General features: G+C 73.6%; 18 protein-coding genes. 3 read left to right on the top strand and 15 right to left on the bottom strand.

Annotation, left to right across the window (positions count from 1 at the left end; translation table 11 throughout):
• Positions 1-95 precede the first annotated feature (95 nt).
• The 4 genes from ABD979_RS08670 to ffh all read right to left on the bottom strand — a co-directional run bounded on the left by ABD979_RS08670 (position 96) and on the right by ffh (position 3,779).
• Positions 96-374: a DUF350 domain-containing protein gene (locus tag ABD979_RS08670; RefSeq protein WP_345507064.1), complete on the bottom strand. Its 279-nt coding sequence runs from the start codon at positions 372-374 to the stop codon at positions 96-98.
• A 64-nt stretch (positions 375-438) separates the two neighbouring features.
• Positions 439-1,650 (bottom strand): glutathionylspermidine synthase family protein, encoded by a 1,212-nt coding sequence (locus tag ABD979_RS08665; RefSeq protein ID WP_345507063.1) that lies wholly within the window; start codon positions 1,648-1,650, stop codon positions 439-441.
• A 5-nt stretch (positions 1,651-1,655) separates the two neighbouring features.
• A complete protein-coding gene (locus ABD979_RS08660) occupies positions 1,656-2,012 on the bottom strand; it encodes a hypothetical protein (protein ID WP_345507062.1) in 357 nt (118 codons plus the stop codon).
• 141 nt (positions 2,013-2,153) lie between these two features.
• Positions 2,154-3,779, bottom strand: a complete 1,626-nt coding sequence (gene ffh, locus ABD979_RS08655; protein WP_345507061.1) for a signal recognition particle protein — start codon at positions 3,777-3,779, stop codon at positions 2,154-2,156.
• Between the two features lie 89 nt (positions 3,780-3,868).
• Here ffh and ABD979_RS08650 point away from each other — a divergent pair, with 89 nt between their 5' ends.
• The gene (locus tag ABD979_RS08650) at positions 3,869-4,300 is read left to right on the top strand and encodes an NUDIX hydrolase (RefSeq protein ID WP_345507060.1); all 432 of its coding nucleotides are present in this window, start codon (positions 3,869-3,871) and stop codon (positions 4,298-4,300) included.
• 93 nt (positions 4,301-4,393) lie between these two features.
• Here ABD979_RS08650 and ABD979_RS08645 read toward each other — a convergent pair whose 3' ends face one another.
• The 6 genes from ABD979_RS08645 to smc all read right to left on the bottom strand — a co-directional run bounded on the left by ABD979_RS08645 (position 4,394) and on the right by smc (position 13,943).
• Positions 4,394-6,757 (bottom strand): [protein-PII] uridylyltransferase, encoded by a 2,364-nt coding sequence (locus ABD979_RS08645; protein ID WP_345507059.1) that lies wholly within the window; start codon positions 6,755-6,757, stop codon positions 4,394-4,396.
• A gap of 70 nt (positions 6,758-6,827) precedes the next feature.
• Complete coding sequence (locus ABD979_RS08640; RefSeq protein WP_345507058.1) at positions 6,828-7,166, bottom strand: P-II family nitrogen regulator; 339 nt, start codon at positions 7,164-7,166, stop codon at positions 6,828-6,830.
• On the bottom strand, positions 7,163-8,575 hold the full coding sequence (locus ABD979_RS08635) for an ammonium transporter (protein ID WP_345507057.1): 1,413 nt from the start codon (positions 8,573-8,575) through the stop codon (positions 7,163-7,165). Before ABD979_RS08635 ends, ABD979_RS08640 begins: the two co-directional genes overlap by 4 nt.
• A gap of 204 nt (positions 8,576-8,779) precedes the next feature.
• Entirely contained in the window at positions 8,780-10,009 is a 1,230-nt protein-coding gene (gene ftsY, locus ABD979_RS08630) for a signal recognition particle-docking protein FtsY (protein WP_345507056.1), read from the bottom strand.
• 64 nt (positions 10,010-10,073) lie between these two features.
• Positions 10,074-10,256 carry a hypothetical protein gene (locus ABD979_RS08625; protein WP_345507055.1) on the bottom strand — a complete coding sequence of 61 codons (183 nt, stop codon included), beginning with the start codon at positions 10,254-10,256 and terminating at the stop codon, positions 10,074-10,076.
• A 108-nt stretch (positions 10,257-10,364) separates the two neighbouring features.
• Positions 10,365-13,943: a chromosome segregation protein SMC gene (gene smc, locus ABD979_RS08620; RefSeq protein ID WP_345507054.1), complete on the bottom strand. Its 3,579-nt coding sequence runs from the start codon at positions 13,941-13,943 to the stop codon at positions 10,365-10,367.
• A gap of 153 nt (positions 13,944-14,096) precedes the next feature.
• Here smc and ABD979_RS08615 point away from each other — a divergent pair, with 153 nt between their 5' ends.
• Positions 14,097-14,759, top strand: a complete 663-nt coding sequence (locus tag ABD979_RS08615; protein WP_345507053.1) for an MSMEG_1061 family FMN-dependent PPOX-type flavoprotein — start codon at positions 14,097-14,099, stop codon at positions 14,757-14,759.
• Between the two features lie 42 nt (positions 14,760-14,801).
• Here the strand turns inward: ABD979_RS08615 and ABD979_RS08610 are convergent, their stop codons facing one another.
• Both ABD979_RS08610 and ABD979_RS08605 read right to left on the bottom strand, forming a co-directional pair.
• Complete coding sequence (locus tag ABD979_RS08610) at positions 14,802-15,107, bottom strand: chorismate mutase (RefSeq protein ID WP_345507052.1); 306 nt, start codon at positions 15,105-15,107, stop codon at positions 14,802-14,804.
• An 18-nt stretch (positions 15,108-15,125) separates the two neighbouring features.
• Positions 15,126-15,419, bottom strand: coding sequence for an acylphosphatase (locus ABD979_RS08605; RefSeq protein ID WP_345507051.1), 294 nt, complete (start codon positions 15,417-15,419; stop codon positions 15,126-15,128).
• Positions 15,420-15,537: 118 nt separating this feature from the next.
• Here ABD979_RS08605 and ABD979_RS08600 point away from each other — a divergent pair, with 118 nt between their 5' ends.
• Positions 15,538-17,517, top strand: a complete 1,980-nt coding sequence (locus tag ABD979_RS08600; RefSeq protein WP_345507050.1) for an acyltransferase family protein — start codon at positions 15,538-15,540, stop codon at positions 17,515-17,517.
• A 153-nt stretch (positions 17,518-17,670) separates the two neighbouring features.
• Here ABD979_RS08600 and ABD979_RS08595 read toward each other — a convergent pair whose 3' ends face one another.
• Genes ABD979_RS08595 through ABD979_RS08585 form a run of 3 tightly spaced genes read right to left on the bottom strand, consistent with a single transcriptional unit; the run spans position 17,671 to position 21,808 of the window.
• The gene (locus ABD979_RS08595; protein WP_345507049.1) at positions 17,671-18,549 is read right to left on the bottom strand and encodes an MOSC domain-containing protein; all 879 of its coding nucleotides are present in this window, start codon (positions 18,547-18,549) and stop codon (positions 17,671-17,673) included.
• Positions 18,546-20,471: a M3 family metallopeptidase gene (locus ABD979_RS08590; protein ID WP_345507048.1), complete on the bottom strand. Its 1,926-nt coding sequence runs from the start codon at positions 20,469-20,471 to the stop codon at positions 18,546-18,548. Before ABD979_RS08590 ends, ABD979_RS08595 begins: the two co-directional genes overlap by 4 nt.
• Before the next feature lie 41 nt (positions 20,472-20,512).
• Complete coding sequence (locus ABD979_RS08585; protein WP_345507047.1) at positions 20,513-21,808, bottom strand: hydroxyacid-oxoacid transhydrogenase; 1,296 nt, start codon at positions 21,806-21,808, stop codon at positions 20,513-20,515.
• Positions 21,809-21,811 lie beyond the last annotated feature (3 nt).

Raw genomic sequence — 21,811 nt, 5'->3', positions numbered from 1 at the left:
GCCGCGACGACGCTCGCCGGGTGGAACTCGCGCTCCGTCACGAGGTGCGCCAGGTCGCCCGGGGTCACGAGGTCGAGCAGCCGGAAGGCCGCGGCCTACAGCCCGACGCCGAGCAGGCCGAAGGCCAGCGTCCAGCCCAGGGCGAGGCCGAGCGAGGCCGATCCGTTGAACCAGATGGCGGCGAAGACGACGAGCCCGAGGCCGAGCATCCCCGAGGCCAGCACGACCGCCGCGTTGACCGACCGGTGGGTCCAGATGTGCGTGCCAAGGTGCCCGGGCGTCAGGGCGTCGAGCGCGACGTAGCCGAGGCCGAGCACGCCGACGCCGACGACGGCGTAGACAAGCGCGGCGACGAGGTGCGAGAGCAGGTCCATGGGTTCTCCATCGGTGCGGTGGAACGGGAACGGGGGTCGGGGTGGGTGGGGCGACGCCCGGGGGTCAGGGCTCGGCCACCCAGGCGGCCACCTGGTCGGGCGCCGAGCGGGGGGTCAGCATCCGGTGCGGCACGAAGCGCGCGCCGGTGTTCGTCACGAGGTTCGTCGACTCGCGGACGCCGAGCCCGGCGGGCTTGCCGTCGACGACCCACGTGCCGAAGACGGGCCGGTTGCCGTCGAGGTCGGACAGCGGCGCGTACTGCTGGAAGACGCGTTGCTGGCCCTGCGTGCGCAGCCGCGGCGACCGCTCCTGCCCGTCCGGCCCGATGACGTCGACGCCGTCGCCCTCCCAGCCGAAGAGGGGCTTGGAGGCGTATGCCGTCAGGCCGTGCGGGTGGTCGAAGTGGGCGGGCAGCAGGTTGGGGTGGTCGGGGAACATCTCCCAGAGCACCGGCAGCAGCGCCTTGGACCCGGCGAGGAGCTTCCACGGCGGCTCGATCCACTGCGTGCTCGAGGCCCCGCCCAGCAGGTAGCCGCCGAAGGGCGAGTCGAGCATCCACTCGGTGGGGTACATCTTGAAGCAGTGCGTGATCGGCTCGCCGCGCACGTCGACGAAGCGGCGCTGCCCGTGGTGCCAGCCGACGTCCTCCATCGTGATGCCGAGGGCGACGAGACCGGCTTCCTGGGCGGTGTCGCGCAGGTAGGCGACGGTGGCCCAGTCCTCCGTCGGCTCGTGCTGCCCGACGGCGAAGTGCACGACGTCGACGCCGGTGCGGGCGCGCATCCGGCGCCACCCCTCGACGAGGCGCTCGTGGAGCAGGTTCCACTGGTCCGAGTCCGGGTGGAGGTCCTCGAGCCAGAACCACTGGGTCACGGCCGCCTCGACGAGCCCGGCCGGGGTGTCCGCGTTGTACTCGAGCAGCTTCGGCGGGCCGTCGCCGTCCCACGCGAGGTCGAAGCGTCCGTAGACCGAGGTCGCGTCCGGGTCGCCGAGGGAGGCGGCGAGCCAGGCGCCGGCGCCGTCGGGCAGCCCGTGCCGGGCGATGATCGTCGGGTCGTGCGCCATCCGGTGCACGGCGGCGACCGTCATCCGGTGCAGGTCGCCGGTCGCCCGCTCGAGCACCTCGACGTCGGCCTCGGTCAGCTCGTAGCACGCGGACTCGTCCCAGTACGGCACGGCGGTGCCGTCGGCGGCGCGGTCGACGGCATACGTCAGCCCCTGCTCCTCGACGGTGCGCAGCCACCCGTCGCGGGGCGGGCTCGCGACGCGGTCCACCCGGCTCAGCCCCCGACCGAGAATCCGTGTCCGGAGAAGCCGCCGCGCGTGACGACGCCGCCGTCGGCCTTGAAGCCGGTGCCCCAGGACTGCGAGCGCGGCGGCGCCGTGAACGACCCGCCCGACACGGGACTGCCGACCGCGGGGGCGGCCACGCCGCGGGCCACGAAGTACCAGCCGTGCCCGCCGTGGAAGCCACCGGTCCGGTGGTCGTCACACTGGTCGTCGGCGACGCGCTTCTGCGTCGTCTCCTCGACGCAGACGCCGGCGTAGTCGTGGTCGTCGTCCTGCACGGCGGCGTAGACGCCGACCGAGGCGAGGGCGACGGCACCGACCGTCACGGCGGCGGACTTGCGGGTCATGGGCATGCGGGTACGCGTCTCCTCGGGATGCAACGGGTGCTGACCGTCGTCAGGACCCGCCTCCGACGCCGCCCGGGCGCTGTCGGATCCCTCCGTCGCCGGGACATCCTGCCCGACGCCGGAACCGGGCTCCCGGTCGGGTCAGCGACCCCCGCCGAGGAACTTCTCGAAGCCCTTGGGCAGGTTCGACGGGTCGAAGTCGGCCATCGGGTCGGACTCCCCCGCCGCACCGGCACCCGGTGCCCCGAAGGCCCCGGCACCCGCGGCGCGCCCGGACGCGGCCTTCTCGGCGGCCGCGCGCTCCTCGGCGGCACGCTTGGCCGGGTTGCCGCTCTTGCTCTTCCTGCGCTGCGGCTGCTGCGCCTTGCCGCGCTTGCCGGTGCCGGGGATGCCCGGCATGCCGGGCAGGCCACCGCCACCACCGCGCGCCATCGACTTCATCATCTTCTGCGCCTGGCCGAAGCGCTCGAGCAGCTGGTTGACCTCGGTCACCGTGACGCCGGAGCCCTTGGCGATGCGCGAGCGGCGCGAGCCGTTGATCTGCTTGGGGTGGGTGCGCTCGAAGGGCGTCATCGAGCGGACCATGGCCTCGACGCGGTCGAACTCGCGGTCGTCGAAGGCGTCGAGCTGGTCGCGCATCCCCTGCATGCCCGGCATCATCTTGAGCATCGACTTGAGCGAGCCCATCTTCTTGATGGCGTTCATCTGCGAGAGGAAGTCCTCGAAGGTGAAGTCCTCCTCGGCGAGGAACTTGCGGGCCATCTCGTCGGCCTCGCGCTTGTCGAAGGCCTTCTCGGCCTGCTCGATGAGCGTGAGGACGTCGCCCATGTCGAGGATGCGGCTCGCCATGCGGTCGGGGTGGAACACCTCGAAGTCGGTGACCTTCTCACCGGTCGAGGCGAACATGATCGGCTCGCCGGTCAGCTCGGCGACCGAGAGCGCCGCGCCACCGCGGGCGTCGCCGTCGAGCTTCGAGAGCACGACGCCGGTGAAGGCGACGCCCTCGTGGAAGGCCTGTGCCGTCTCGACGGCGGCCTGGCCGATCATGGCGTCGAGGACGAACAGCACCTCGTCGGGCGCGATCGCGGCCCGGATGTCGCCGGCCTGCTGCATGAGGTTCGCGTCGACCGCGAGGCGGCCGGCGGTGTCGACGATGACGACGTCGTACTGCTTGGCGCGGGCCTGCTCGATGCCCATCCGCGACACGGTGACGGGGTCGCCGAACGAGCGGGTGCCCTCGCCGGAGTCGAGGACGGCGTCGTGGCCGCCCATGTTGCCGCGCTCGGGCGCGAAGACGGGGATGCCGGCCCGCTCGCCGACGACCTCGAGCTGCGTCACGGCGTTCGGGCGCTGGAGGTCGGCCGCCACGAGGAGCGGGGTGTGGCCCTGGTCCTTGAGCCACTTGCCGAGCTTGCCGGCGAACGTCGTCTTGCCCGAGCCCTGCAGGCCCGCGAGCATGATGACCGTCGGCGGCTGCTTGGCGAAGCGGATCGTCCGGGTCTGCCCGCCGAGGATCGCGACGAGCTCCTCCTGCACGATCTTGACGACCTGCTGGGCGGGGTTGAGGGCCTGGCTGACCTCGGCGCCGAGCGCGCGCTCGCGCACCGACGCGGTGAACCGCTTGACGACGGGCAGGGCGACGTCGGCGTCGAGCAGGGCGAGGCGGATGTCGCGGATCGTCGCGTTGACGTCGGACTCCGAGAGCCGGCCCTTGCCGCGGAGGTTCTTGAACGTCGCGGTCAGCCGGTCAGACAGGGATGCAAACACCGGGCAAGGCTATCCGTTCCCGCGCCCGGTTCCGATTCGGTGGCCGACACGCCGTCGCCGCCGGTGTGCCGGCGCGTAGGGTCGCGCAGGTGAGTGACCGTCGCGACCGCGCCTCAGGCGCCCCACCGTTCATCGACAAGATCGCCTGGATCCACCTCGAGGACCGGCGCCTGCTCGGGGCCCGCAACGCCGGGCGGGACCGGTTCTACCTGCCCGGGGGCAAGCGCGAGCCCGGCGAGAGCGACGTCGAGACGCTCGTGCGCGAGCTCGCCGAGGAGCTCGCCGTCGTGGTGGACGGCGCCACGGCGAGTCACGTCGGCACCTTCGAGGCCCTGGCCGACGCCCGCACCGACGGCCTCGTCGTCCGCCTCACCTGCTACACCGCGACTTACGAGGGCGAGCTCGTGCCGTCGCGCGAGATCGACGAGATCACCTGGCTGACGTCCGAGGACGGGCACCGGGTCTCGGCCGTCGACCGCCTCGTGCTCACCCACCTGCGCGACGCCGACCTCATCGACTGACCCGCCGGCGATTCGATGTGTTCCGCGGTCCCCCGTGACCGTGGAACACATCGAACGGCAGGAGGGGTGGCACCGCGGGACGAGCGGGGTCCCTCAGGGCGCGTCGCAGGTGTCGATGATCATCGCGACGGCCTGGGCGGCGCGGGCGGGCGCGAGCTGGCCGCCGCCGAACTCGGTGACGTAGAAGGTGTCGAGGGTCTGGCCGGCATACGTGGCGATGTGGGCCGAACGCACCGAGAGCGACGCGCGCGCGAGGGTGATGCCGATGTCCTGCAGCAGCCCCGGACGGTCGGTCGCGCGCACCTCGATGACGGTCGCGGTGTCGGACGCGCTGCTCAGCACCATGGCGCGGGTCGAGTCCGGCGAGCCGGTCACCGCGCTGCGCACGGCGCCCGAGCGGCGCCGCTGGAGCTTGCCCAGCGGTGCGCGGTCGCCGCTCGCGACCCGGGTCAGGTCGCGGGCGATCGTCGCCGGCAGCGGGGTCTCGCTGCCGGGCGAGTCGACCCACCACTCGTTGACGGCCAGGCCGTCGACCGTGCGCACGATCGCCGAGCGCACGACGAAGCCGTGCGCGGCGAGCAGCCCGGCCGTGTCGGCGAAGAGGCCGGCACGGTCGCGGTCGATGATGTCGATGCGGTGGGCTCCGCCGAGCGAGATGACGGTGACGTAGGGCTCCCCCGACGCGATGCGGTCGAGCGCGTCGTCGGACAGCGACAGGGTCTCGATGGGTTCCACGACGAGCGGGCCCTCTCCTTGGGCGTGGGCGACGAGCGCCGACCGGCAGGCCCGGTGGAGCCGGTCGACGAGCCCGGCCCGCCAGTCGCTCCAGGCCTTGGGGCCGGCCGCCGACGCGTCCGCCTCGGTGAGGGCGCGCAGCAGGTCGAGGGTGGTGACCGAGCCGTCCACGGCGTCCGAGAGGGCGACGATCGTCGCCGGGTCCTCCGGGTCGCGCCGCGTGGCGAGGTCGACGAGGGTGAGGTGCCCGCGGACGAGGCGCACGACGATGCGGCGGTCCGCCTCGGCGACGCCCATCCGCTCGAGCACGGTCTCGGCGATGTCGGCGCCGGACGCCGCGTGGTCGTGCGAGCCGGCCACCTTGCCGATGTCGTGCAGGACGGCGGCGAGCATGAGCAGGTCGGGCCGCGCGACGTCGCGCACCATGCCGCTCGCCGCGACGACCGTCTCGATGAGGTGGCGGTCGACCGTGTGGCGGTGCACGGCGTTGCGCTGGGGCCGGCTGCGCACGGCCTTCCACTCGGGGATCCACGACTCGACCACGCCGGCGAGGTCGAGTCCCTCCCAGACGGTGATGAGGCCGGGCCCGGAGGCGAGCAGGTCGGCGAAGAGGTTGCGGGCGACCTCGGGCCACGGCTCGGGCAGCGGGGGTGCCTGCGCGGCGAGGTTCTTCAGGGTCGTCGGCGACAGCGGGATGCTGCCGCGGGCGGCGACGACCGCCGCGCGCAGCGGGATGACGGGGTCGGTCGACAGGTCCGCCGACGGGCCGAGCACCGCCTCCCCGTCGTGCCGGTAGAGGCCGTATCCGAGCGGGGCGAGCTGCGGCCGGCGCGGGCCGACGCGCAGGGTGCGGGCCCGCTGGGACTGCATGGCGCGTCGCAGGGTGCCGTCGACGGCATACGCGATCGTGCGGGCCGAGGTCGAGAGGTCGGTGAGCAGGTCGTCCGCGTCGCCGTAGCCGAGCAGGGCCGCGCACGCGTCCTGGTCGTCGCGGGTCAGGCGGTCGCGCCCGCGGCCGGTGACGACGTGGATCGCGTCGCGCACGTCGAGCAGGCGCTCGTAGGCGTCGTCGACCTCGCCGTGGGGTCGGTCCGTGAGCCACGCCGCCGTGAGCGCCCGCAGCACGGACATGTCGCGCAGGCCGCCGTGGGCCTCCTTGAGGTCCGGCTCGATGAGGTGGGCCAGGTCGCCCTGGCGGGCGTGGCGCTGGAGCACCGACTCGTGCATCTCGCCGAGCCGGGTGCGGGCGTTGGCCCGCCAGTCGTGCGAGACGGTCGAGCGCGCCGCGTTGACGACGTCCGCGTCGCCCGCCACGTGCGTGAGGTCGAGCAGGCCGACGGCGGCGGAGAGGTCGTCGGAGGCGACGGCCCGGCACTCGGCGACGGTGCGCACACTGTGGTCGAGGCGCACCCCGGCGTCCCAGATCGGATACCAGAGCTTGTCGGCGAACGCCCCGACCTCCTTGCCCGAGAGACCCCTCGGGTGGTGCACGAGCACGAGGTCGTAGTCGCTGAGCGGGCCGCCGTCGCCGCGGGCGAGCGAGCCGACCGCGGCGAGCGCCACGCCCTCGTGCCGCCGGCCCGCGCACGCGTCGCGCCAGAGCTCCTGGAGCCAGCCGAAGCCGAACTCCGCGAGCGCCCGGCGCCGGGTCTGGCCGGCGCCGGGCGTCGCGAAGGTGCGGGTGCCGGCGAGGTCCAGACGTCGGGTGGTCACATCCGTCATGTCAGGTTCTCGCCGTCCCCTTGGAGTTGCGTGTGGTGGTTCTTCGGTGCTGCGAGTGGTCCGTCGACGCTCAGAGGGCGTCGACGCCCCGCTCGCCGGTGCGCACCCGCACGACCTCGTCGACCGGCACGGCCCAGATCTTGCCGTCGCCGATGCGACCGGTCTGGGCGGCCTTGAGGATGACCTCGAGCACGTCCGAGGAGTCGGCGTCGTCGACGAGGACCTCGAGGCGCACCTTCGGCACGAAGTCGACGGTGTACTCGGCGCCGCGGTAGACCTCGCTGTGTCCGCGCTGGCGGCCGTAGCCGCTCGCCTCGCTGATGGTCATGCCGGCCACCCCGAAGGCCTCGAGGGCCTCCTTCACCTCGTCGAGCTGGTGGGGCTTGATGATGGCGGTGATGAGCTTCATGCGTTGGCTCCTTCGACCTTGCTGGCCTGGACGGCGGGACGGGACGTGGTGCGGCCACCAGAGGCGGCGAACCCGCCGATCTCGTACCCGGACTCCGCGTGGACGGCCTGGTCGATGCCCTCGGACTCCTCGTCCTCGGTGATCCTCCAGCCGAGCGTGGCCTTGAGGCCCAGGGCGATGGCGTAGGTGAGCACGAAGGAGAGCACGAGCGAGATGGCCGCGACGAGCACCTGCAGGACCGTCTGCTGCCAGCCGCCGCCGTAGAACAGGCCGGTCGAGGTGGCGAGCAGGCCGGCGCCGACGGTGCCCCAGAGGCCGGCGACGAGGTGGACGCCGACGACGTCGAGCGAGTCGTCGTAGCCCAGCTTGTACTTGAGCCCGACGGCCAGGGCCGAGAGGCCACCGGCGACGACGCCGAGGATGATCGAGCCGACGGGCGAGAGGGCGCCGCAGGCCGGGGTGATGGCGACGAGGCCGGCGACGACGCCCGAGGCGGCGCCGAGCGAGGTGGCGTGGCCGTCGCGGATCTTCTCGACGACGAGCCACCCGATGGCGGCGGCGCACGTCGCGACGGTCGTGTTGAGCCACACCGCCGAGGCGAGGCCGTCGGCCGCGAGCTCGGAGCCGGCGTTGAAGCCGAACCAGCCGAACCACAGCAGGCCGGCGCCGATCATGACGAGCGGGAGGTTGTGCGGCCGCATCGCGACCTTGCCGAAGCCGAGGCGCTTGCCGACGACGAGGGCGAGGGCGAGGCCGGCCGCACCGGCGTTGATGTGCACGACCGTGCCACCGGCGAAGTCGATGGGCAGCACGCTCGCGACGCCGTCGGTGACGCCGAAGAGCTTGGCCGAGAGGCCGCCCTCGGCGCCCGAGAGCAGGCCGCCGCCCCACACCATGTGGGCGATCGGGAAGTAGACGATCGTCACCCAGATGACGGCGAAGGTGATCCAGGTGCCGAACTTGACGCGGTCGGCGATGGCGCCGCTGATGAGTGCGACGGTGATGACCGCGAAGGTCAGCTGGAAGCCGGCGTAGATGTACTCCGGGATGAAGACGCCGACGCCGAACGGGTCGATGAGCCGGGCGCCGTCCTCACCGGCGAGCTGGCTGAGCCCGAACAGGTGGAACGGGTTGGCGAAGATGCCGGCGATGTCGCTCCCCCCGTCCTGGAGGTTGCCGAACGACATCGAGTAGCCCCACAGCACGTAGACGATGCCGACGACGGCCATGGCGCCGAAGCTCATCATCATCATGTTGAGGACGGACTTGCTCCGGGTCATGCCACCGTAGAAGAGGGCGAGCCCGGGCGTCATCAGGAGGACCATCGAGGAGGCGATGAGCATGAATGCGGTCGCGGCCTCGTTGATCACTGGTGGTTCTGCCGCGAAGGGCATCAGTGCTGGTGTCATGCGCAGGAGTCTGGGCACGCGCCGTTTCACCTGACGGCTCCGTGTGTTACAGCCGTGTCAACAAGACCCCGGCGGTGTTAGCGGATGGTTTCGCGCACGGCGGCTGTCCGGATCGTGGGACGCCGCGCCCACCCGCTGAACGGCCGAGAGCACGGATGCCGGCGGCATCCGTGCTCTCGTGGCGCCCCCGAGCGGGGGGGCGGGTCACATGACGATGGCGTCGACGAAGGCCTCGGGGTCGAAGGGAGCGAGGTCGTCGGGTCCCTCGCCGAGCCCGACGAGCTTGACCGGGACGCCGAGCTGGCGCTGGACGGCGACGACGATGCCGCCCTTGGCGGTGCCGTCGAGCTTGGTCAGCACGATGCCGGTGACGTTGACGGCCTCCGAGAAGACCTTGGCCTGCTGCAGCCCGTTCTGGCCGGTCGTCGCGTCGAGCACGAGGAGCACCTCGTCGATCTCGCTCTGCTTCTCGATGACGCGCTTGACCTTGCCGAGCTCGTCCATGAGGCCGACCTTGTTGTGCAGGCGCCCGGCCGTGTCGATGATGACGACGTCGACCTCCTCCTCGATGCCGGCCTTGACGGCGTCGAAGGCGACGGCGGCCGGGTCGGCGCCGTCCTTGTCGGAACGCACGGTCGGCACGCCGACGCGGGCGCCCCACGTCTCGAGCTGGTCGGCGGCGGCCGCGCGGAAGGTGTCGGCGGCGCCGAGCAGCACCTCGCGGTCCTCGGCGACGAGGACGCGCGCGAGCTTGCCGACGGTCGTCGTCTTGCCGGTGCCGTTGACGCCGACGACGAGGATGACGGCCGGGCGGTCGCCGACCCGGCTGCTCGCGATGCGCCGGTCCATGTCGGGGCGGACGAGGGTCAGCAGGTCCTCGCGGAGCCAGCTGCGGACCGTGGCCTCGTCGGTCGTGCCGTCCACCTTGACGCGGGTGCGCAGGGCGTCGACGAGCTCGGTCGTGGCCTCGACCCCGAGGTCGGAGGAGATGAGGGTGTCCTCGACCTCCTCCCAGGCCTCCTCGTCGAGCTTGCCCCGCGAGAGGAGCGCGAGCAGGCCCTGGCCGATCGAGGAGTTGGAGCGGGCGAGGCGGGCGCGCAGCCGGGCGAGTCGGCCCCGGGCCGACTCGGGGCGCTCGACCGAGGGCTCGGGCGCCGGCGCGACGGGCTCAGCCGGGCTGGTGCCGCCCGCGGTCTCGACCTCCGCCGGCGCGGCGGGCGCCGGTGCGGCCGTGCCGGGTTCGAGGGTGTCGGCGGCCTCGGTCGGCGGGTGCCGGTCCAGGTCCTCGGCCGGAAGGCCGGCCCGGGCCGGAGGGGCGATGCGTTCGTCGGTGCGGCCGCGGCCCCGCACGAGGTTGGCGCCGTAGGCGACGAGGCCGACGAGGATGACGGCGCCGAGGATGACGTAGGTCCAGACAGTGTCCACGGCGACCATCCAACCACGGCCGGGGACGCCCCCCGCGCGGCCGGCGAGGCGCCGGAGCGCGCCGGTGCGCGCGCTAGTGCGTGCGGGCGCGGGTGCGACCGAGGGTGCCGACGCGCTGGCGCGCGGCGCGGGCGACGCCCTCGCCCTTGGCGGTGAGCACGTCGCGGCCGCGCCGGTGCGCGGGCACCGCGACGACACCGACGACCGCCACGGCGAGCACGGTGACGACGAGCATCAGGATGACCAGCACGACCATGTGATCAGAGTGACGCATGGTGCGCCGGGCAGGCAAATACCCCGGCGCGGCGCGTCCCCGGCGTGTCCCCGGCGTGTCCCGGGCGCGTCTCGGGCGGGTGCGATCGACTCAGGCCGGCCGGTCGGTGACGTCGCGCAACCGCTGGCTCACGACCGTCGTCACGCCGTCGCCGCGCATGCTGACGCCGTAGAGCGCGTCGGCGATCTCCATCGTCTTCTTCTGGTGCGTGATGACGATGAGCTGCGAGCTGTCGCGCAGCTCCTCGAAGAGCGTGATGAGGCGCCCGAGGTTGGCGTCGTCGAGAGCGGCCTCGACCTCGTCCATGATGTAGAACGGCGAGGGCCGCGCCTCGAAGATCGAGACGAGCAGGGCGACCGCGACGAGCGAGCGCTCGCCGCCCGAGAGCAGCGAGAGCCGCTTGATCTTCTTGCCCGGCGGGCGCGCCTCGACCTCGAGGCCCGTCGTCAGCATGTTCGACGGGTCGGTGAGCACGAGCCGTCCCTCGCCGCCCGGGAAGAGCCGCTGGAAGACGCGCTCGAACTGCACCGCGGTGTCCTCGAAGGCCTCGGCGAAGACGCGTTCGACGCGCTCGTCGACCTCCTTGACGATGTCGAGCAGGTCGCGCTTGGAGTTCTTGAGGTCCTCGAGCTGCTCGGTGAGGAACTTGTGCCGCTCCTCGAGGGCCGAGAACTCCTCGAGCGCGAGCGGGTTGATCCGCCCGAGGGCGTTCAGCTTGCGCTCGGCCTGGCGCAGCCGCTTCTCCTGGGCCTCGCGCACGAAGGCCACCGGCTCGGGCGTCGGTGCGTCCGGGTCGGCGTCCGGGTCGGGCACGACCGGCACGGGCTTGTGCGGGCCGAACTCCTCGACGAGCGACTCGGGCGCGATGCCGAGCTCCTCGACGGCCTTGGTCTGCAGCTGCTCGATGCGCAGCCGCTGCTGCGTGCGGGCCACCTCGTCGCGGTGCACGGTGTCGGTCAGCTCGCGCAGCTCGGCCTGCAGCACCGAGATGTCGCGGCGCACGACGGCGAGCTCGGCGTCGCGCTCGGTGCGCTCGGCCTCTCCCGCGGCGCGGGCCCGGCCGGCCTGCTCGGCCGACTCGACGAGCAGCTCGTGCGCCCACGCGGCGCCCGTGCGCACGGCCTCGGCGACAGCGGCCTCGCGCCGGCGCCGGGCCTGCTTCTCGGCGAGGCGCTCGCGGGCCTCCTCCTCGTGGCGCGCGCCGCGCTCGAGCGCGTCGGCGCGGTCCTTGAGCGCACGGGCCCGTTCCTCCCGGGTGCGCAGGCCGAGCCGCAGGTCGGTCTCGGACGCGCGCGCCTCGCGGGCGACGGCCTCGAGCCGGTCGCGCTCCTCGGTCGAGGGGTCGTCGGCGAAGTCGCCCTCGCCGCTCGCGGCCTCGAGCCGCTCGAGCAGCGCCTCGTGCTCGTTCTGGTCGGCCTCGAGAGCGCTCGTCGCGTCGGCGATGGCCTTCTCCGTGCGCTCGACCTCGGCACGGGCCGCGCGCAGGGTCTGCCCCAGGGAGCCGAGGTTCTCGGCGATGGCCGCCATCCGGGCGTCGCTCTCGTTGAGCCGTTCGAGGGCGGCGTCGACGGCGTCGGCCAGCTCGGCCCGGGCCGCCTCGGCGCCGGCCACGCGGAAGCGGGCCTCCTCGCCCTCGCGCACGGCACGGGCCATCGCGTCCTGCGCGTCGTCGAGGGCGGCCTGCAGCTCGAGCAGGCTCGGCGCCGCGTTGCTGCCGCCGCGCACGACGCCGGGGGCGAAGACGTCGCCCGCGCCCGTGACCGCCGTGACGCCGGGCAGGTCGCGCACGACGCGGCGGGCGAGGTCGGCGTCCTCGACGAGCGCCACGCGCTCGAGCACCTGGTCGACGGCCGGGCGCACCGAGGCCGGGCACTCGACGACGGTGCGCGCCCACCGGGCGCCCTGCGGGAGCGCGGGCCACGTGGCGTGGTCGACGGCGGTGGCCGACTCGGCCACCAGCAGGCTCGCGCGACCGGCATCCGTGTCGCGCAGCGTGTCGAGGGCTGCGGCTGCGGCGTCGAGCGAGCCGACCGCGAGCGCCTCGGCGGCAGAGCCGAGGGCGGCCGCGACGGCGTTCTCGAGCCCGGCCTCGACGGTCACGAGCGACGCCACCGAGCCGAGCACCTCGTGGGCGTCGTCGGCGGCAGCGAGCAGGGCAGCCGCACCGTCCTTGCGGCTCAGGCTGAGCCCGAGCGCCTCGACCCGGGCGGCGGCGGTCGTGCGGGCACGCTCGGCGGCGGCCTCCGCGTCCTTCCAGCGGGCGAGCTCGGCCTCGGCGGCCTCGAGCCGTTCGGCGGCCTCCTCGTAGGCGGTGTCGAGGCCCTCCTCGCCCTCCTCGTCCTCCGCCACGCCCGACTCGAGCCGCGAGAACTCGCGCTCGGCCTCGGCCGCACGGGCGAGGGCCTGCTCGACGGTGCCGCGCAGGCGGCCGATCTCGGCCTCGCGGGCCTCGATGCGCGAGGCCCTGGCCCCGACCTGGCCGCCGAGCTTGGCGAGCCCCTCGCGCCGGTCCGCGGCCGCGCGGGCCTCACGGGCCAGTCGGGCGGTCTCGTCGGCGTGGCTGCGCTCGGCGTCGGTGCGAGCGAGCACGGCCTCCTCGAGGGCCGCCTTGGCCTCGGCGATCTCCTCGAGCAGGTAGGCCTCCTGCTCGCGGACCTCCGCCGCCTGCTCGCGCAGCTGCTGCGGGTCGCGGCCCTGCGCGCCGGTGTCGGGCTCGTCGGCCTCGCTCAGCAGGCGCACCCGCTCGGCGGCGAGCGAGCGCGTCGACGCCATCCGCTCGACGAGCCGGCCGAGCGCGACGTACTCGTCCTGGGCCCGGGTCAGCGCCGGGCGGGCGGCCTCGGCGGCGCCCTCGAGCGAGGACAGGCGCCCGCCGAGCTGCGCGATGGCCTCCTCGACCTCGGCGCGGCGCTCGATGAGGGCCGACTCGTCGGCGACCTCCTGCTCGAGGGTCGAGGTCAGCTGCACGAGGTCGTCGGCCAGCAGGCGCAGCCGCGCGTCACGGGCGTCGGTCTGGATGACGGCGGCCCGTCGGGCCGTCTCGGCCTGGCGACCGAGCGGGCCGAGCTGGCGCCGGATCTCGCCGGTGAGGTCGTGCACGCGGGTGAGGTTGGCCTCCATCGACTCCAGCTTGCGCAGCGCCCGTTCCTTGCGCTTGCGGTGCTTGAGCACACCGGCGGCCTCCTCGATGAAGCCGCGGCGCTCCTCGGGCGTGGCCCGCAGCACCGTGTCGAGCTGGCCCTGGCCGACGATGACGTGCATCTCGCGACCGATGCCGCTGTCGCTCAGCAGCTCCTGCACGTCGAGCAGCCGGCACGGGGTGCCGTTGATCGAGTACTCCGAGCCGCCGTTGCGGAACATCGTGCGGGCGATCGTCACCTCGGTGTAGTCGATCGGCAGGGCGCCGTCGGTGTTGTCGATGGTCAGCGCGACCTCGGCCCGCCCGAGGGGCGCGCGGCCCGCGGTGCCGGCGAAGATGACGTCCTCCATCTTGCCGCCGCGCAGCGACTTGGCGCCCTGCTCGCCCATCACCCAGGCGAGTGCGTCGACGACGTTGCTCTTGCCGGACCCGTTGGGTCCCACGATGCACGTGATGCCGGGCTCGAGGCGCATGTGGGTCGCCGAGGCGAAGGACTTGAAGCCCTTCAGGGTCAGACTCTTGACGTACACGAACGTGGGGTCCTTTGTGTCCTGCCGGCGAACGATCCCGGTCAGCGTACTAGCCGCACGGTCACGGGCCGGGGACCCGACGCCCTCCCGGTGCTGCTCCGCGACGGCATCCGGGGGCATCCGACGGGCACCCGGCGGGCATACGGTGGACCGATGGACGTCGACGCGACGCACGACCGGGCCACTGCGCCCGGCCCGTATGCCGTCACCACGCTCGAGCAGCTGCACGCCGCCTACCCCACCGAGCCCGTCGCGAACTCGGTCGCCAAGGAGTCGCGGACGATCACGCCCGGGCAGGCGCGGATCATCGCGGCGTCGCCCTTCGTCGTGGTCTCCACCGTCGGTGAGGGTGGTCTCGACCAGTCACCGCGCGGCGACCGGCCCGGCTTCGTCGTCCTGCGCGACGAGCGCACCCTCGTCATCCCCGACCGGCGCGGCAACAACCGGCTCGACACCCTGCGCAACGTCGTGGCCGACCCGCGCGTCGGCCTGCTCTTCCTCGTGCCCGGGCTCGGGGAGGAGCTGCGCGTGCGCGGCACGGCCGTCGTCTCCACCGATCCCGACGAGCTCGCCCACCACGCGGTCGCGGGCCGGCTGCCGGCGTCGGTGCTCGTCGTGACGGTCGAGCGGTGCTACTTCCAGTGCGCCCGGGCGATCCGGCGCAGCCACCTGTGGGACCCCGAGGCCCGCGTCGACCCGGCCACGCTGCCGACGGCAGGCCAACTGACCCGCGAGGCGGGCGGGTTCGGCTCCGACGCGGAGGCGGCGGCCTACGACGCCGCCCTCGGAGCCCGGCAGGAGGCCACGCTCTACTGAGCGCCCGGCACCGTCACGCCGCGTCGGCGGCCACGGGCCGGCTCAGGCGTCGTCGCCGTTCGCGATGCGCTCGTGGTGGTGGATGACCTCGGCGATGATGAAGCCCAGGAACGCCTCGGCGAAGACCGGGTCGAGACCGGCCTCGTCGGCGAGCGCCCGCAGCCGTCCGATCTGACGCTCCTCGCGGGCCGGGTCGGCGGCGGGCAGCCGCTGCTCCGCCTTGAGCCGGCCGACCTGCTGCGTGCACTTGAAGCGCTCGGCGAGCAGGTGCACCAGCGCGGCGTCGATGTTGTCGATGCTGCTGCGCAGCCGAGCCAGCTCGGCGGGGACCTCGGGCACGTCGCTCACGCGCCCACCCTAGGCGGCTCACCGCTCGACGAAACCGGCGATCCCGTCCTTCGGAACGCCGGGCTGCACGACGACCGACTCGACGTGCCCGGGCCGGCGGGTCGTGCTCGGGCGCTCACGCAGGAGGGCCTCGAGGCGCTCGACCGCCTCGGCGGGCCCCTGCGCGACGACCTCGACGCGCCCGTCGGCCGTGTTGCGGGCGTGCCCGACGAGGCCCAGCTCGAGGGCCCGGGCGCGCGTCCACCACCGGAAGCCCACGCCCTGCACCGTCCCGCGCACGAACATCGTCACCCGCGTCGTCCCGTCGTCCACCCGTCGAGGGTATGCCGCCGCCTGCCGCGTGGCGCCACGGTGTCGGCACCTCCCGTCACTATGCTCACGGCAGGCTCACGCGGTGACTCACCTCGCCGCAGCCCCAGGAAGGAGCGACGTGACGACGTCGGCGATTTCTCGGGCGGCTGGCACCGGCCAGACCGCCCACCCGGCCACGGAGGCCGTTCCCGAGACCCCGCACGCCCGGCCGAGGCGCATCGAGGGCCTCGACGGCCTGCGCGCCCTCGCGATCGCCGGCGTGCTCGTCTACCACCTCAACGCCTCGTGGCTGCCCGGCGGCTTCCTCGGCGTCGACGTCTTCTTCGTCGTCTCGGGCTTCCTCATCACCACGCTGCTCGTGCGCGAGCACCAGCGCACCGGCCGCGTCGCGCTGTCGCAGTTCTGGGTCCGGCGGGCCCGGCGGCTGCTGCCGGCCCTCGTGCTGTGCGTCGTCTCGAGCGTGCTCATCGCGCGCCTCGTCAGCGAGGACCTGCTCGTCTCCATCGGTCGCCAGATGGTCGGCGCCCTGACGTTCTCGACGAACTGGCTGGAGATCACGGCCGGGTCGAGCTACTTCGACCAGACGGCGCCGCAGCTGTTCATGAACTTCTGGTCGCTCGCCGTCGAGGAGCAGTTCTACCTGCTCTGGCCGCTCGCGACCCTCGCCCTGCTGGCCGTGTCGAGCCGAGTGCGCGTCGGGGTGGCCGTGGCGGTCGGCCTCGCGTCGTCGCTGCTGATGGCCCTCGTCTTCTCCCCCGGGCTCGACGCCACCCGCGTCTACTACGGCACCGACACCCACCTCATGGGGCTGATGGCCGGCGCCGCCCTCGCGTTCGCCTGGACCCACCCGACGCTCGCCCTGCGCGTCGCCCCCTCGCGGTGGGGTCGCTGGGGGGCCTATGCCGTCCCCCTCTCCGGCGTCGTCCTGCTCGCGCTCATGGTGGGGCTCGACGAGCAGTCGAGCCTCACCTTCCGCGGCGGCATCGTGCTCGCGTCGGTGGCCTCGGCCGTGCTCGTCATGGGTCTCGTCGAGCACCGGCCCGACGGGCCGACCGCCCTCCAGCGCGTCCTGCGCCACCCCGCCGCGACGTGGGTCGGGCAGCGCTCCTACTCGATCTACCTCTGGCACTGGCCCGTCATCCTGCTCGTCGCCCTCGACAACCCGTCGGCGCCCGGCACCACCTCGCACCTGCTGACCCGGCTGTGGTGCGTGCTCGTGACGCTGGCCCTCGCCGACCTGACGTTCCGCTTCGTCGAGACCCCCTTCCGCGAGCGCGGCTTCCGCGGCGTCGCCCTCGGCCTCGCCGGGCGGGTGCGCGGCCTGACCCGCCGCACCAAGCAGGTCGTCGCGGCCGGCGTCGTGGGGCTCGCCGTCGTGACCACCGTGATCGTGCTGACGGCGCCCGACCAGACCGAGACCGCGCGGATGCTGGCCGCCAACGAGGCCGCCGCGCAGGAGCCGGCCGACCCCGCGCCGGGCCGACCCGTCGGCACGACCCCGTCGCCGTCGGCGAGCGCGGCGGGCACCACCGGCGCGGCGGGCGCCGGTGCGGCCTCCGCCCTCAAGACCTTCACGATGCCGAGCGGCCCGGAGATCGACGCCTACGGCGACTCGATCATGGTCGGCAGCCTCCAGGCGCTGCGCTACTACTTCCCGGGCATCCGCATCGACGCCAAGTCGAACCGCCGCTGGTCGGACGGGCTCGCCGAGGTGAGCGCCCGCGGCGCCGCGAACCGGCGGGCCGTCGTGCTGGCCTTCGGCACGAACGCCGGCGTCGACGAGGAGCGCGTCAAGCAGGTGCTCGACGTGCTCGGGCCGCAGCGCATGGTCGTGCTCGTCAACATCATGGGACCGTTCGCGCGCGTCGACTCCGACAACACGACCCTCGAGCTCGTCGCGAAGGGCCGGCCCAACGTCGTCGTCGCCGACTGGGCCGACGCGATCCGCGCCCATCCCGACCAGGTGCAGTCCGACCGGGTCCACCCGACGATCCGCGGCGCCCACCTCTTCTCCAAGACGGTGCGCCAGGCCCTCGCCGACCTCTCCCAGCGCAGCACCGGCCGCGCCGTCGTGCTCAAGGACCTCCCCATCCCGTGATCCCACAAGGCCTGCGTCACTGACCCGCTTTCCGGGTCACTGACGTAGCGAGCAAACACCCACCGCGAACGGCCAACAGGGTGCCGGCCGCTACGTCACTGACCCGCTCTCCGGGTCACTGACGCAGCGAGCGGGGCCGACACCGCGCCGGGGTCAGCCCGGGACGACGGCGTCGCCGACGCGGATCACGGCGTCGGCGGCGAGCGGGAGCACCGGGGTCAGCCGGATGCCGAACCACGTCGCGCCGTCCCACCGGCGGTGGCGCGCGAGCGTCCGGATCGGCTCCTTGGCCGTGCTCAGCTCGGCGCGGTCGACGGTCGTCATGACGCATCGGTCGCACACCATCGTCACCCGGAACGGGACGTCGCCGACGAGCACCGACCGCCAGCCGTCCTCGGCGAACGGCTCGGCGCCCTCGATGACGACGTTGGGCCGGAACCGGTCGTGCCGCAGCGGCTCCGCCGGTTCCTCGCCGCGCTCCAGCGCCGTCTCGACCATCCAGTCCCGCAGGCGCTGCAGCGACGACTCCGAGGTGACGTGCAGGGGCGCGGCGTCCGACAGCGAGTTGCGCTCGCCGTCCTGCCCGCCCATGTCGGGCCGGATCGGCCGGTGCACCGCGTCGCCCTGCCAGACGAGCCGCAGCGCCCGCCCCACCCGTTCCGAGAGCCACGCGTCCGCATCCGGGCCCGCAGGGTGGGCGCGGTCCTGGCCCGAGAAACCGACGCGGACGGACGCCGCGCCCCGCGGCACCGCGACGTCGACGGCGTCGGACCCGGGCGCGAGCAGCCGCACTCCGCCGCCCTCCATCGGCTCGGCGCGGAGGGCGAGCAGCGCGTGCTCCTCACGGGCCGTGACCTTCACGCCGTCGGGGTCGACGACGGCCCACCGCCGGTCGCCGCGCAGCCCCTGCTCCTCGACGACGGCCACGTCGAGGTCGACCCCGGCCATCGACTTGACGGGGTAGGCCGTCAGCGCGGACACCCGCACCGCCACCTCGGGACCCACCTCACGCGACACCTCGGGCGGCGTCACTCGGCCAGCCAGGCCGCATACGCGTCGAAGGTGTAGGGGCGGCCGAGGAAGTCCTCGACGAGGTCGGCCGCGTCGCGGCGCCCGCCCTGCGCGAGCACCTTGTCGCGGTAGGCGCCGGCGACCTCGGGGTCGAACAGGTCGCTGCGGTCGAACGCCGAGAACATGTCCTTGGCGATGACGAGCGACCACATGTACGTGTAGTAGGCCGAGCTGTAGCCGTCGAGGTGGCCGAAGTGGCACTGCATGTGGGTGCCCTCGAGGTAGGGGAAGACCGAGTAGCGCGCCATGAGCTCGCGCAGCCGCGCGGTGAGGTCGTCGGTCTCGTGGACGTGCAGGTCGTAGGACAGCGCCGCGTAGAACATCTGCGTGCGTGCGTCGTAGCCCTTGCCGAAGTCGTCCGCCCGGCGCATCGCCTCGACGAGCTCCGCAGGGATCGTCTCCCCGGCCTCGTTGCGCGCGAACGTCGCGAGCACGTCCGCGTCCCAGGCCCACTCCTCCAGCATCTGGCTCGGGGCCTCGACGAAGTCCCACTCCGTCGCGACGCCGGAGAAGCGCACCCACTCGGTGCGGCCGGCGAGCACGTGGTGCACGAGGTGGCCGAACTCGTGGAAGAGCGTCACGACCTCGTCGTGCTCCATCAGGCCGCGGTTGAAGTTGCAGACGAGGACCCCCTCCGCCAGCTGCGTGCCGGTCACGCCGCGCGCGAGGTCGAACTGCGCGGCGTGCTTGTACTTGCCGTCCCGGGGGTGCAGGTCGAGGTGGATGCGCCCGATGCGCTCCCCGCCGTAGGAGACGTCGTACGTGGCGACCTCCTCGTGCCACGTGCGCGCGTCCGCGCGGTCGACCGGCGTCCACTCGAGGCCGAAGAGGCGGCCGGTGACGTCGAGCAGACCCTGGCGCACCGCCTCGAAGGGGAAGTAGGTGCGCACGCGCTGGGCGTCGACGGCCAGCTGCTCCTTGCGCACCAGCTCGGCGTAGAAGGACACGTCGGCGCCGTCGATGTCCGTGGCGTCGGGACGGTCCTGCTGCAGGCGGGCGAGCAGCACCGCCTTGTCGCGCTCGGCGCTCGCCGTCGACAGCTCGGTGATGCGGTCGATGAACTCGCCGATCGCCGTGCCGTTGCCGATCATCTTGACCTCGGCGTCGTAGTCGGCCCACGAGGCGTAGCCGAGCAGGCCCGCGTGCTCGCGGCGCACGGCGAAGATCTGCTGGAGCACCCGGTCGTTGGCCGGCCACGCGATCGTGAGGAACTGCGTGACGAGCTCGCGGCGGGCCTCGGCGTCACGGGCGAAGGTGCGGAAGGGCACGACGTCGGGGTAGTCGGTCGTCACCGTGACGAGGCCGTCGGCCTCGACCGGGTGCGCGTCGACCCAGTCCTGCGGCATCCCGTCCAGCCGGTCCGGTGACAGCCGGATGCTGCGGACGTCCTCGCGGATGTTCTTGCTGAACTCCTGGCTGAGCAGGATGGCCCGCTCGCCCAGCTCGCGCAGGCGCTCGCGCGTGGCCTCGTCCCGGTCGACGCCCGAGCGGCGGAAGTCGCGCAGCGTGCGCTCGAGCACCCGGCTCGCGTCGGCGTCGAGCCCGCTGCCGTCGAGACCCGCCAGGACGGCGTACAGCTCGGTGTCGAGGCCGAGGTCGGTGTCGAGCTTCTGCACCTGCTGCGCCACCGACTCCGCCCGGTCGCGCACGGCCTTGTCCGGGTGCACCTCGGAGAAGAGCGACCCGACCGAGGCCGCGTTGGACAGGGCGACCTGGGCCTCGTTCCACGTGCGGAGCACCTCGAGCGGCTCGGCGGGCGGAGCGCTGCGCAGGCCCTCGACGAGGGAGCGCGCGAGCGCGAGCTGCTGCTCGCCCCGGGCGCCGACCCAGTCGAGCCAGTCGGACGGCAGGGGCAGGGGCAGGTGCGTGGGCTCGGTCGTCACAGACGGCACTGTATGCCGACGACCTCCCCCGGCGTCGACTCCTATTCCCAGAGCTGCATCGAGCGGGACATGATCGCGGCGAGGTCGTCCGCGCCGACCTCGCGCGGGCTCGTCGCCAGCAGCCGCTGCTGCGCGAGGGCACCCTCGACGAGGTCGTCGACGTCGCCCTCGCCGTAGCCGACGGCCTGCAGCCCGTTGGGCATCCCGATGTCGCGCATGAGGTCGACGAGCACCCCCGGCAGCACGTCGCGCGGCGCGGACGCCCAGCGGTCCCCGCGCCCCGGGTCGAGCAGGCGGGCGGCCGCGAGGTGCCGGTCGGGGTCGGCCTCGAAGGTCCAGCGGAACGCCTCGGGCGCCGTCAGGGCCACGGCCATGCCGTGCGGCACCATCGCCTCGTCGGGGCTGTACCCGTCCGGGCGGAAGTCGCGCACCCGGCCGGCGATCGGGTAGGCGTTGGCGTGCGGGACGTGGACGCCCGCGTTGCCGAAGCCGAGGCCGGCGAAGGTCGCCGCGAGCGCCATCTCACCCCGCGCCCCCTCGTCGGAGCCGTCACGCACCGCGGTCCGGAACGCCTTGGCCAACAACGACATCGAGCGCTCGGCCCAGAGGTCCGAGATGGGGTTGCTGCCGCAGTAGGGCACCCGCTCCCCCGGCTGCTTGCGCTCGTAGCTCGTGTACGGCCGCGCGGTCCAGCTCTCCAGCGCGTGGCAGAGGATGTCCATGCCCGCGCTCGCCGTGACACCGGCCGGCTGGCTCTGCGTCAGGCGTGGGTCGACGACGGCGAGCACCGGCCGCAGCCGCACGTGGCTGATGCCCGTCTTGACCTTGAGGTCGAGCACGTCGAGCACGCAGATGGTCGTGCTCTCGGCGCCCGTCCCCGTCGTCGTCGGCACCGCGACGAGGGGCGCCAGCGGTCGCGAGGGCGCGCGCCCCGCACCGATGGGGGCGTTGACGTAGTCGAGCAGCTGCCCATCGTCGGTCAGCACGAGGTCGACGGCCTTCGCGGTGTCGATGGACGAGCCCCCGCCGACGGCGACGAAGGCGTCGAACGGGCCGGCGTCGCGTGCCTGCCCGATCGCGGCGAGCAGGCTGGCGTCGGTCGGTTCGACGTGCGCGCTGGCCTGGACCACCGCCTCGAGGCCGGACGCCCGGATGCCGACGGCCACGCGGTCGGGCCACCCGGTCGCGGCGACCCCCGCGTCGGTGACGACGAGCACGCGGGAGGCGCCCATCGCGGCGAGGTCGTGACCGATCTCGTCGGCGGCACCCGGCCCGAACTTCAGCTGCGGGGCGCCGTACGTGAAGACGGTTTCGGGATGGGCGGGCGACCACGTCATGGC

It is taken from the genome of Terrabacter aeriphilus (genome assembly GCF_039542985.1).
Taxonomy (GTDB): Bacteria; Actinomycetota; Actinomycetes; order Actinomycetales; family Dermatophilaceae; genus Terrabacter; species Terrabacter aeriphilus.
Note: the sequence above shows the minus strand (reverse complement) of the source record. Positions and strands in the feature narration are given on the sequence as shown.